At 42.1% G+C, this 11,787-nt stretch carries 12 protein-coding genes; 7 read left to right on the plus strand and 5 right to left on the minus strand.

Translation table 11 applies throughout. The annotated features are described in order from the left end of the window. Window positions 1–199: hypothetical protein (locus tag LAY57_RS33260; protein WP_249071471.1), on the plus strand; the 199-nt coding region annotated here is incomplete at its 5' end. A 209-nt stretch (window positions 200–408) separates the two neighbouring features. Here the strand turns inward: LAY57_RS33260 and LAY57_RS33265 are convergent. Then, window positions 409–894, minus strand: a complete 486-nt coding sequence (locus LAY57_RS33265; RefSeq protein WP_249071472.1) for a glycoside hydrolase family 24 protein — start codon at window positions 892–894, stop codon at window positions 409–411. A gap of 5 nt (window positions 895–899) precedes the next feature. Between LAY57_RS33265 and LAY57_RS33270 the strand changes: the two genes are divergently transcribed. Further along, a complete protein-coding gene (locus LAY57_RS33270; RefSeq protein ID WP_249071473.1) occupies window positions 900–1,043 on the plus strand; it encodes a hypothetical protein in 144 nt (47 codons plus the stop codon). 95 nt (window positions 1,044–1,138) lie between these two features. Further along, on the plus strand, window positions 1,139–1,564 hold the full coding sequence (locus tag LAY57_RS33275) for a hypothetical protein (protein WP_249071474.1): 426 nt from the start codon (window positions 1,139–1,141) through the stop codon (window positions 1,562–1,564). Window positions 1,565–2,145: 581 nt separating this feature from the next. Here the strand turns inward: LAY57_RS33275 and LAY57_RS33280 are convergent. Next, entirely contained in the window at window positions 2,146–4,347 is a 2,202-nt protein-coding gene (locus LAY57_RS33280) for a DUF2336 domain-containing protein (RefSeq protein WP_249071475.1), read from the minus strand. A gap of 754 nt (window positions 4,348–5,101) precedes the next feature. Between LAY57_RS33280 and LAY57_RS33285 the strand changes: the two genes are divergently transcribed. The 4 genes from LAY57_RS33285 (at window position 5,102) to recG (ending at window position 9,659) form a co-directional block, all read left to right on the plus strand. After that, window positions 5,102–5,509 (plus strand): plasmid mobilization protein, encoded by a 408-nt coding sequence (locus tag LAY57_RS33285; protein WP_339389200.1) that lies wholly within the window; start codon window positions 5,102–5,104, stop codon window positions 5,507–5,509. Beyond that, on the plus strand, window positions 5,510–6,814 hold the full coding sequence (locus tag LAY57_RS33290; protein ID WP_249071477.1) for a relaxase/mobilization nuclease domain-containing protein: 1,305 nt from the start codon (window positions 5,510–5,512) through the stop codon (window positions 6,812–6,814). A 134-nt stretch (window positions 6,815–6,948) separates the two neighbouring features. Beyond that, window positions 6,949–7,407, plus strand: a complete 459-nt coding sequence (locus tag LAY57_RS33295; RefSeq protein WP_249071478.1) for a hypothetical protein — start codon at window positions 6,949–6,951, stop codon at window positions 7,405–7,407. Between the two features lie 149 nt (window positions 7,408–7,556). Further along, window positions 7,557–9,659: an ATP-dependent DNA helicase RecG gene (recG, locus tag LAY57_RS33300; protein WP_249071479.1), complete on the plus strand. Its 2,103-nt coding sequence runs from the start codon at window positions 7,557–7,559 to the stop codon at window positions 9,657–9,659. 94 nt (window positions 9,660–9,753) lie between these two features. Here recG and LAY57_RS33305 read toward each other — a convergent pair whose 3' ends face one another. The 3 genes from LAY57_RS33305 to LAY57_RS33315 form a co-directional block, all read right to left on the minus strand. Then, window positions 9,754–10,257 carry a hypothetical protein gene (locus LAY57_RS33305; RefSeq protein ID WP_249071480.1) on the minus strand — a complete coding sequence of 168 codons (504 nt, stop codon included), beginning with the start codon at window positions 10,255–10,257 and terminating at the stop codon, window positions 9,754–9,756. A gap of 65 nt (window positions 10,258–10,322) precedes the next feature. Further along, entirely contained in the window at window positions 10,323–10,874 is a 552-nt protein-coding gene (locus LAY57_RS33310) for a GNAT family N-acetyltransferase (protein WP_249071481.1), read from the minus strand. An 80-nt stretch (window positions 10,875–10,954) separates the two neighbouring features. Continuing rightward, window positions 10,955–11,728, minus strand: coding sequence for a putative endonuclease domain-containing protein (locus tag LAY57_RS33315; RefSeq protein WP_249071482.1), 774 nt, complete (start codon window positions 11,726–11,728; stop codon window positions 10,955–10,957). Between the last annotated feature and the right edge of the window lie 59 nt (window positions 11,729–11,787).

Raw genomic sequence — 11,787 nt, forward strand, 5'->3', positions numbered from 1 at the left:
TTGGCTCATTTTTGGCAAGGTAAAACTCCATTTTACCCTATGCGATCGCAATTTAGTTTATATGTTGGAGATGTCTATTAATGTCGGATGCTTTCAGCAGAGAATGTTGTTCGTCAATCACGTTGATGTTCTCCGAGCGAGTTGGCAAAGAAAAAGGGTAGCCGTAAAATACCCTAAACCCAAGCGTGTATCTTTTTAGTCTTTCGGGAAACCACCGATTCTGTTGACCATTTTTTGAATTCTTCGTACCCGAAAGCCACAGGAAAAGAGCGTTTTCACCTTATGCCGTCACACAAAGCTACATCAACGGTTTACTCTGCCAAAAATTCCCTTTTTTCCAACAGTAAACCCCAAGCATCATCGGTGTTTGGGGTTATTTGTCTAGATTTGCGTCTGTATGGCGTCTAACTATTTCATGAATGCTTTCCATCGTGCAGTGAGAACGCCGCTCGATTTTTGCGGCTGACCGTAAGGGTTGACGGGGAACGACGCCCAAGGGAGACCGACACAGCCAGTACTTATCCAACTGCTATCGCCTGCCAAGATGTCATCCACGACGCCGCAAGCCCGTAGCAGTTTGACTGCAAACCTGTCCTGATTGTCAGGCGTGACGGCAGCGTTACCCATAATATTGCCAAACCAAGTGTTGTTCAATCCCTGATAGCGTCCGAAGGCAGTGCTGCAAGTCTTGCCGAACCGAACGCAGATATTTGGATGTTTGGAAAGGTCGGAGATTTGACCACCGCCAAATAGAGTGTTGTAACCGCTGTTGGGTTTATGGTAGGTTCCTTCTGCCCAAGCGATCGTGTCCAGCGCTGCCCTCATATTCGGATTTTTGATGATGGCACTGGTACGGCTTGACCCTGGAATGAAGCTGGGAAGTTGCGATCGCAATCTATGTGCAGCAGCAGGCTGACCTGTTCAACTTTGTATTGAAAACAGCACGGGAACGGGTGGAAGGCATTGACCCCGACGATACCGAAAGCTTGAGGGCGATCGCAACGACGCTTTACATCGGCGCTCAACGGAAATTCAATTTATGAATTTATCAGCTATAAAATGCAGAAGTTGTAGCTATATAGCTTCTGCATTTTATAGCTGATAAATTCGTTTGGAATTCTAAGCTATAAATCGAAACATGAAAGAGTATAAATACTGGGGTAGCGGAAACAACGAACCACCCCCAGAACTGAAAACTCAGAAACAGCTAGCCGAACTGGGATTAAAGCCTGTTGACCCGGTTGGCTTTATCGAAACCAGAAAATACACAATAAAACTTTATGACCCCAACAATTTGGAATCAGCTAGACCCAAAAGAATCGCATCCGAAGCCCAAAAAGAAGCGCTAGCCAAAGGCAGAAAGAAACAGAAATACGACGTCTGGTATCGCCGGGAAGGATATCTAATAGAGCAATTTTACCAAGATTGCAATTGCGCGATCGAATGGGCTAGAGAGGTCTTAAGCAACAAGGATAAATACGTAGTTCTTAGCAAGCTCTCGTTCTGCAATCAATTTTTCGGTTTGACTGGGTTCACCTGCCAGGATGCCTGCCTCAATTTTTGATAAACCTTTTAGCTCCATGCGCCCTGCATCCCGCAGTACGGCCTTGGCTTCCTTCTCCGGGAATACAAAGTATTCGGTTAGGTCGCCAATGGAAAAGTTAAAAAATGAATAGCGATGTTTGAAGTATTTTTCGACGTTACCGCGATGCAGCCATTCGCCCAGGACTTTGACTGAGAACGATTGAAAATGCGAATTTTTGGAAAGTTGGCGAACCGGGCTTGCTTTCACTGTATCAAATAAAGGTAATCGCCAAATGCCCCAAGAGTCATGGCTGCCAAATCAAGAACCTCGCTCAGAACGATAAGAAGCGGGTGAAGGAAGGTATGGCCGGACTTTGGCGGCAGCTTCTTGCATTGTGATTGCCCCATCGCGGTTGATGTCAAGCCCCGGCAATCTTATGGGTACATTGACAAATGGTTTGAACTGCTACGCAAGCGGCTGGTGTCAGCGGAGCTATTTCTGGGCCAAATCGGCGTAAAATGAATCGACCTTCTTCAGGCGAGCTTCAACTAACTTGGCGCGAATTACGTAAGCATCGTTGATAATTGCGCCATTAAGAATCTCTCCTCTTATTAGCGGCGTTATTTAGAGGGGTTTGACTTAGCTTTCAAAGCTTTCTTTGCTGTTTTTTGTAGAAGCTGATAGGGGTTAGTTATCTCCATGTTTGCCAGCTTTTCTAAAACTGAAATAGGAGTATTAATATTTTTGGCAATAGCTTCTAAAATATAATCACGATAACCATAAGGATCTAAGTACCCAGGGATCTCATCACATAGGTTCAAAGCCAGCTTCTCTAATATTGGTATAGGCGTATTTAGATGCCCTCCTACCTTGGAGAGAATGGAGTAAGTAGAATAGTTTATTTTGGCTTTAATTTCTGCTAGGATTATTCCAACTAATTTCTCAATTATGGTTGAAGGAAGATTGTCTCGCTCTACTAATGCCTCTCGTATGGTACTATTATCTTCTGCCAATTTTAACAGAGTTCCAAAAGAAGCGTTCGGGTGCTTGGCAATATTTACGCGAATTTTTTCTTCCGGGCTATTAGCTAATAGTTCAAGAAGATGAGTCGGCGTTTGAGGATTTTCTGTAACGCCTTGGCGAACCTTGTCAACTGAATCACTGGCCAGACGCTCAAGAATGGAAATGGGAGTACTGATGTTTTTAGCAAGATTGACTCGAACTCCCCCATATTTTTCATCTGCAAGCCTTTCCAAAATAGTTATGGGAGTTTTCACATTTTTTGCAAGACCTATCTGGACAACAGAAAAAGAATCTCGTTTAATTAAAAAGGAGTACAAAATATCAATAGGTGTATTCTCATTAGCCGCAACTGCACCAACAACTTGGTAATTTAGGTCGTTGGCCAACCTACACAATATGTCAATTGGAGCGCGAGGATTAGCAGCAATTGCTGCACGTATAAAACTACTTTCATGCTGTGCCAGTTCTTCAATTAGATGTAGAGGCAGATTCGGATTGCTAGCAAGATTGGCTGCATAATCACCCACATCTGGATAATCGATAAAAGTTTGACGGCGTGCAAAAATATCTTCCAAAATTTCAGATGGTGTATTAGGATTTATGCTTAAAAGTTCCCAAAAATGAAGACTTACTCTCTGACATTGTGCCACCCTAGCCAGAATGTTGGGAGGCGGTGTAGTCAGCTTTGCGATTGCTTCCATTGTTTTACCTATTTCTAGGCTAGCTAGTTCTAAAAGTGCTTTTGTAGTAATGTGAGGATGTTGAATTAAATTTACAAATAAATTGAGTTCTTCTTCGTAATAAGTTTTGCCTAATTTTGTTTGCTTCTTGTAATTTTCAACTAATATATAAGTAAGCTTTTCCAGAATTTCCGATGAGATATTCGGATGATTGGCAATACTGCGACTGATTTTAAAATCACTATCTTCAACTAGCTTTTCTAGAACATGAAGTGGAGTATGAGGATGATCTGCAACTAATTGACGGACATGAAGGCGACTATCAGATGCCAATCTTTCTAAAAGATGAATGGGAGTTCCTGGTTTTTCTCCTATAAACTGAACGATTTTCACGGCTGTGGTTGAAAAATTTGGGTTTTCCAAAACAGCCTGACGAATCTCTGCTTCGTCTTCTGCCGCTAATTGCTCCAGCACAAATACAGGAGTTTTAGGATTATTGGCAACGGCTTGTAGAATTTCTGGGTCTCCCTCTTTTGCTAACTTCTCTAAAATTCCTGGTGAAGTATTTTGATTTTTAGCAACTGCTATACGAATATTAATACTATTATGAGAGGCTAGTTTTTCTAGTAAAGAAGGCGGCGTTTTGATATTGAGGGCAACGCTTTCATGCACGCGGTATCCTAAAAAATATCCATCCTCGTAATACTCATTATTTCTAGGATACCAAACAGCTAGTTTTTCGAGAATATGAATGGGGGTGTTAGGATGGTTAGCGATCGCAATACAAATTTCCTGGTCTTTTGCTTCCCAAGTCTGAGATAATCTGGCTAATGTTTCCTCAGATGTGGTTGAACTACGAGCCAGTGAAAGTCGCACGAAGCTACTTTCGGGATTCTCCAGCAGCAACATATTGAAAATTGGATTGACAGTAATTAATTCGGGGAATTCTTCTCCCAGCTTCAGTAAAATCTCAGTTGGAGTATTGGGATTACTGGCAACTAAAGAGCGAACAGAAGCATCGGTGTCTCTACTTAGCTGTTGGAGAACATCAGCAGGCGTGTCCAAAGCAACAGCGATCGCTTTTTTAACCTCTAGATCGGCATCGCGATAGTCAAGCATGATTCCCAATCATTCAATACGAGTTTAGTTTGCCCAAACTTAACGAATATTTTTACACTAAATATACCAAGGATTTGACAATTATGTATGCCCCAGGAGTGCCAAAGCATTATCAGTGCTTCTCTGTTGCGGTTGCCAATTAAATCTCCGTTTTTCGCCGCCACTTTAGCTTTGTTTGCGCGTTTCTTGCCAACGAAGAAACTATCAACAGCAGCGACTGATGGCAAGGATGTGTTTTTTATCCAGAATACTTGCGCTCGCTTCGCACTGCTTCTTAACAAGATGGTTTGCTGCTGGTATTATCCGTACAAATTGGCTTTTTATTGCCTAGATAATAATCAAAGACTCCCCTCATGAAAGCGGAAACCCAACCGCAACGGAGGGATAAAGACAGTTTAAGCTTTTTATTAGATTTAATTACGCTTTGTAGGTGCTAATACTACAAAATTAACAGAATATTAAGCAAAGACCTAGTGGGAAATGGAATGATACTTTGAGGCAGGGAATAGCCTTACTTGCACTATCTGGGGTGTCTATTACATAGAAACATCTGTGCGATTTGAGAAAATGCGATCGCTCGCCAAGCCGCCTCATCTATAAAGTACAGATATTGTCCCGCTTAAAAACTTTAACGATGAATCCCCTCCATTTGGAGGGAATCGTTAGAGGGGGAAAATTTCAACTTGTAAGAGGTTTTCAGAAAATTAAATTTTTCTTTAACATGGGATAACTTTTAGATAGTAGATAATACGCTATGAAACTCAAAAACAAGCAGCATAGTAAATGTAAAGAAGTACTGTCAAAAAGGTTTGAATTGAGATTAACTGACGCAGAGTACGAACAAATCGAAACTTTAGCCCAAGAAGTTAATCTAACCATGAGCGAATTTGTCCGTCGTACTCTAGCAAGACGAGCAATGCCCCGTCCCCTAGCAGCATTCGACCTCAAAGCGTACCAAGTCTTATGCCAAATTAATAACGAACTACGCCAAGCAGGTAACAACCTCAATCAAATTGCCAAAGCTTGTAACACTTCCGTCATGCTAGGAGAGCCAGTAGCAGTGAATCGATCGCTATTACAAAACATTCAACAACTACTCAAAGAAAACCAAACTTTAATTCAAACTATTGCAGCTACAATCGCTCAATCAACACAAAGATAGATGATCGGGAAACAAATCAAAGGTAAAGGATTTAGAGGCTGTCTCGATTACGTACTTGGCAAGAAAGGCGCTTACATAATTGGTGGTACTATGTGCGGACAAACTCCTGAAGCACTCAGTACCGAATTTGCCATTACCAGACAACTTAAACCACATCTCAAAATAGCAGTATTCCATGCCACTTTGTCAGTAGACGCCAAAGAAAAACTCGATTCAGATGCAGAAAACGATCGACGTTGGTGTGGTATAGCAGACGACTACATGAAAGCAATAGGATTCGATAATAACCAATATGTTGTAGCCAAACACACCGATACCGAACACGACCACATCCACATTGTAGGCAGTCGCATTCGCTTTGATGGAACAGTAGTAGATGATAGCTGGGATTATTACAAAAGCCAAGAAGTAATTCGAGCGCTAGAAACTAAGTACAGTTTAGAAACTATAGCACCCAGTTGGGAATCAGAAAAACGAGCGCAGACAACAGGAGAATATCGGAAAAATCGCGACAGCGGGCAAAAGAGCGTGCGCGTGCAATTGCAATCCCTAATAGATGAGTGCGTTGCCGAGCGATCGACCATGCCAGAATTGATAGAACGATTGCAGTCTGAAGGTGTAGAAGTTCAAATTAGAATGACAAGAACTGGCTGCATTAAAGGCATTTCTTACCAACTAAATGGCATTGCTTTTAATGGCACTCAATTGGGTAAAGCATATACTTTTCACGGATTGCAGAAATATCGAGGTATTAGCTATAACTCAGAGGATAACGAGCTTCTGAAGATGCTCACGCAACAACAAGAAGTAATAGCTGACTCTAACGAACTTCTGACGGGCAAATCTTTACCCGAAACAAACACGCATACAGATACCATTACAGTTGATTTGATTACCTCGGACACATTTGATAGCAATGATAGTAATTTATCAAAAGCTAATCCAAAAGTGCGATCGCTTTCTCTACAGCCTCAGCCAAATCCTTATAACCCTACTGAACAACTCAGCGAAGCCAAAGTTGAACAGAGCAGTCAAATAGATACGATAATTGCGATTGCTTTAGATGCTTTAATTGCTGTCGAATCAGATCGCCAAACACTCGGTCAATACCACATTCTATGGAATCAACCTCAATTAACTCTCTCAATTAGAGACATTGATAGGGGTGAAATTCTTAAAGCTGCTTTTGCCCCCGATGGAACCTATCACTTAAACGCTTGCAAAATTACCGACTTAGATATAGAAAACTTCCAAGCTTTTGACAAACAACAGCAACAACGCCAAATTCAGCTAGAACTAGATTAAATCGCATCCCCTCCAACCAGAGGGGGTAATTTTAACTAAATGTAATTACCTGCTTTGGCGAAGTTTATTTAAAACACAAAAACTACGATTCTTTTAGAAAGCTCTAAAAATCTCCAAGTTTAAGGAATTCAACAATGGAAATAGCCAAGCATCATATTTTTCAACCAGGAAACGACCCAATTTTCGTCGAATTGATAGAAGTGCCAACAGAAAGTAGCTCGTTTATCTACTGCACTTCCGCTGAATCAACAGCAGCAGTAGTGGGAGCCAAGTTGAACGCTGTTTTAAAATTTGCTACAGCCGAAAAACTTGAATATTTTGTAAGGCAGCTAGACGAAGAAATATTACCCGAAAAGCTATTGGTAGAAGGAAACGTTGCACCTGTAACACCAATTAGTTTAAGTTTGGCATTTGCTTTTTGGATGTCTCTAGCACTTAAAGGCGATCTGACAGCACAAAAGTTAGTAGCCTCTGTGTTGAAATTTACTTGGCAAGGAATTATTGACCGAAGTCTGAATAAGCGATCGTCTGAATTATCTCAACCACAAAGAATAACCAACAATCACATCAAAGAAAAAGCTACTGTACCCTAAAGCTATTTCGATGGAAATGAAGGAGTGAGGAAAAGATTCTTCACTCCTTCATTTTTAATGAAGCTAACGCTTCGCTATTAGAAAAAACGAACCGATGCTAACGCTACAGCGCTATTCGTTTGATTCGACTCAACCTAACCAATTTCGATATGAACAACCTTTCGGTCAAACCTAACTTACAAAAAATGCTTGGTATAACCACTACCGATGCTAAAAAATTAGCGCAATTAGGATTGAATACGATTACCGATTTGCTCTACTATTTTCCTACAGAGCATTTGTCAATATTACGCACTCGCATTAGCGAAGCTCACACAGGAGAATACGTTACTATCGCTGGTAAAATAGTTAACCACGTCATCTTTAATAGCCGTAAAAAACCAGAATTAACCTTGCAAAAATGGATTATTCGAGATAAGACAGGCCGAATTACCTGCACCCAATTCTACAATCATAGCTATTACCGCTCGCAACAATGGCGAACCGAACAATACAACCTCTACAATCCAGGTGCGATCGTATTAGTAACAGGCAAAGTCAAACAAGATAGTTATGGATTAACCATCAATAACCCTACTATCAAAGTAGTGAGTTTGGCAGATGCTAAAGCTAGTACCAATTCAATCACACCCATTTATCGCTTAACCAAAGGCGTCACAAATGAGTTAATTCGGCATTGTACAGAAGCAGCGATCGCACAAGCTGAAGTATTGCTCGATCCGCTTCCAACTAAACTGCGTTCTCGTTTTGAACTGATCGATCTGGCAGAAGCGATCGCACACATTCATTTTCCCCCAAACAGCGATAGCTTGGAAAAAGCTCGCAGAAGATTGGCATTTGATGAATTCTTTTACCTGCAACTGGGACTGTTGCAGCGCCGCTACTCCTTGCAACAACAGCCAGGATATCCGCTGATAGCCACTCGAAAACTGCTGGATCTGTTCTACCAACGGCTACCGTTTACCCTCACCCAAGCACAGCAGCGGGTGATTGATGAAATTCTATCCGATCTGGAGCGGTCTACTCCGATGAATCGGCTAGTCCAGGGGGATGTAGGTGCTGGTAAAACTGTAGTCGCCGCAGTTGCGATGCTAGCGGCAATTGAGTCTGGCTACCAAGTGGCACTGATGGCACCGACTGAAGTGCTGGCACAGCAACACTTTCGTAAAATATCAGCATGGCTCGAACCGCTGGGAATATCGATCGCATTGCTGACGGGTTCCACTTCAACTAGAGAGCGTCGGTGCATCCTGCAAGAACTAGAATCAGGGAAATTGTCATTGCTAGTTGGTACTCACGCTTTGATCCAAAATCCAGTCAAGTTTAAGCACCTGGGGTTAGCGGTAATTGACGAACAACATCGATTTGGAGTCTCTCAGCGAATTAGATTATCCCAAAAAGGCATTACTCCCCATTTGCTAACGATGACGGCGACTCCCATTCCTCGCACTCTAGCGTTAACTTTGCATGGAGATTTAGATATTAGTCTGCTCGACGAACTGCCACCGGGGAGACAACCAATCGAAACTAAGCTATTGACCGAGCGAACGCGAAATAAAGCTTACCATTTAATCGATCGAGAAGTAGAACGAGGTCGTCAAGCATACATTATTCTGCCATTGGTCGAAACTTCAGAAAAGCTGGATTTAAAAGCTGCTATTGAGGAACATCAACATTTGAGTGAAAATGTCTTTCCTCATCACCAAGTTGGATTATTGCACGGTCGTATGAGTGCGGCCCAGAAAGAAACTGCGATCGCGCGTTTTCGCAACCAGCAAACGAAGATTTTGGTTTCAACTACAGTGATTGAAGTGGGTGTCGATGTTCCGAACGCCACTGTCATGCTAATCGAACACGCCGAACGATTTGGCTTATCCCAGTTGCACCAACTGCGGGGTCGAGTTGGCAGAGGTACTCACAAATCTTACTGCCTGCTGGTGAGCGATTCAAGATCTGAGGATGCTAAAACTCGGCTGAAGGTAATGGAGACTTCGCAAGATGGTTTTTTCCTTGCAGAGATGGATTTACGTTTGCGAGGCCCAGGTCAAGTGTTGGGAACTAAGCAAGCGGGATTGCCTGAATTTGCTTTAGCTGATTTGGTGAAAGACCAAGCACTGCTGGAACAAGCGAGAAAAGCTGCTCAGTTGGTAATGAGGAAAGACCCTACCTTAAACCGATGGCCTGAACTTTGGCAAGAACTGTCCCGCAGACAACGGTTTGACGAGCTAGATGCTCTGGCCACGCTCAACTAAGTCCAGCATCACCAATCGAAAATGTGCGCCATGGCGCACAATTCTACTTAGTTAAAAGTAATACTTTCAATATTTAAGTAGAAAATTCTGGTTGTCAGACACCCACCTGCTGCCTCATAACTTGCTCGCGAATAGCATTTGCGGCTGCCGTAGCGATCGCATCCCAATCAGAATGGGTTAAAATCGATCGCACCAGAAAGCGCAGTTCGGGATCATCCTTTTTTGTCGTCTCCGCTTCTGCTGTTAGTTCTTGGGACAACAACATTGCCAACAGTTGTTGTTGAGCCTCTGGAGAAGGATGGAGTAACCGCTCCATCAGTAATTGTCTGCCACAAGCTACTGCTGCTTCCATGGACGCACCCAAATCCCAAGAAGCCAGTAGCTTAAGGAACTCACTCATGATGAGCGAGCGCAACTCCAACAAGCGAGCAAATCCAGCTGGGTTTTGGAGAAATTCTCCTAAATTAGCTCCTAAATCAAAACCTGCTCCAATATCGCATCCAGCTTCTTCCTCAATACGGACAGCTTCCCTAACCCAGTCTTCGTCTAACATTAGTTGCATCAAATTAACTGCTGTCTCTTCAGTTGCTTTTTCCATTTTTGTATCCTTTAATTTTATGATCCAACTTTGTTTAAATTTCGTCAAATGAGTGACAATATTTATTAAACTCTGCGTTGTAGTGACGGATACTCAAAATAAGTTAAATTTTCCTTTTCCTCATCAGCGCCATAATTTAACATCCCTCTATTCTCATAAAAGCTTTCTGCACCTGGTAAGGCGTGCAATCCTACGCGACCGGAATAGCCTAATTCTACACTTCGCTGTCTGGCAAACAGCAGCAAAGCAGTACCGACACCCTTAAATTCTGGCGGTTGTTGAATTGTTATTCTATTCCAAGGAGCAGCTGCCAGAGCAAAGACGTATACAATTCTTTGCTCTGGGGAAACTTGCGAACGATGCCATTGGGTTTCGATCGTCATCAATCCTTGTGTCTTTTCTTCGCATTCAATCGCGTAGCTTTCATAGTTATCTCTAGAAATAGAAATTCGTTTCTTGAACCACCAATCCCAATATTTGTCTGACTGAGTGAAAGTCTGAAGTTGCTCGCGCCACAGCAATTCAAAATCTTCAACGTGCTTTTGAGCCAAATCAACTAAATTTGCTGTTATAAAATCACTCTTACGCCCTCTAATTAATAAAATAGGTTGTTGCACATTTTGTCCCTTTTTACGATTTTTATTTCAGTTCAAGCATACATTACATTACGTTAAACTCGACGATCGGATTCTATAATTTATCTGTTATTTATTTTCTGTCTTAGATAAGTCTGACGATATCTCTGTTTGGCCATCTGTCTAGCTTCTTTGCTTGTCCAAGGCTTAACGGGAAGTAAATCCGGTTGTGATTCTAGTAGTTCCAAATAAGAGCGATCGCCCGTCACTTGTGCAATCACCATAGCAATAAATTTACAACAACTTAACGGTGCTTGCACTACCTGTCTTTCCGTAAATCGCACTACAATCCAGCCCCACTCATTAAACAATTGATTGCGACGGCAATCGCTATCTTCATCCCAGCAGTGTGTTGGTTTCAAAGACAAGCCAGCGTAAGGCTCATCCACTTCCACATCAATACTAATGCCTGAAATATTATGGACAATAGTAAAGTCTGCCGAATAAGACTTCTTTGACATCGGAATCTTGAACTGAACCCCCTGTACTGTGGTAGTAAAATAGCATTGTAAGTATCGCATAAATTCTTCTTCGCTCACACCTTGCCGTGCTTGAGAATGACCGATTGGGCTAACTCGATTTGACATCAAATCTGACAACAGTTGATAACGCAATTTAATATTTATTAATGATTCTTGTGTTTTAATTTCAGGGGGATTCTCGGAAATTATCTGCTGTTTTTGATACGTTGCCAACTTCATTTGGTATTCGGACACCTGCTGTCTATATTGATAAAGTAGCTTACCACGATAACCGAGTAAATAAGTGTAAGCACCTGCCATCAAACAAGAATAAGCACTGACAAGTAACAACAATTCTATACTCAGCACGGTCAAAGACCGTGCTTTTGTGGCTGCCCAAAATTTGTCGTTAACTGGTCTTCATTGAAAGTTTG

It is taken from the genome of Argonema antarcticum A004/B2, from assembly GCF_023333585.1.
In the GTDB taxonomy this organism is placed as follows: Bacteria; Cyanobacteriota; Cyanobacteriia; order Cyanobacteriales; family Aerosakkonemataceae; genus Argonema; species Argonema antarcticum.

Bases quoted from the DNA above. Each gene is read 5' to 3' on its own strand.
- LAY57_RS33275 (WP_249071474.1), top strand. From the start codon at position 1,139: ATGAAAGAGTATAAATACTGGGGTAGCGGAAACAACGAACCACCCCCA.
- LAY57_RS33280 (WP_249071475.1), bottom strand. From the start codon at position 4,347: ATGCTTGACTATCGCGATGCCGATCTAGAGGTTAAAAAAGCGATCGCT.
- LAY57_RS33285 (WP_339389200.1), top strand. From the start codon at position 5,102: ATGAAACTCAAAAACAAGCAGCATAGTAAATGTAAAGAAGTACTGTCA.
- LAY57_RS33290 (WP_249071477.1), top strand. From the start codon at position 5,510: ATGATCGGGAAACAAATCAAAGGTAAAGGATTTAGAGGCTGTCTCGAT.
- LAY57_RS33295 (WP_249071478.1), top strand. From the start codon at position 6,949: ATGGAAATAGCCAAGCATCATATTTTTCAACCAGGAAACGACCCAATT.
- recG (WP_249071479.1), top strand. From the start codon at position 7,557: ATGAACAACCTTTCGGTCAAACCTAACTTACAAAAAATGCTTGGTATA.
- LAY57_RS33305 (WP_249071480.1), bottom strand. From the start codon at position 10,257: ATGGAAAAAGCAACTGAAGAGACAGCAGTTAATTTGATGCAACTAATG.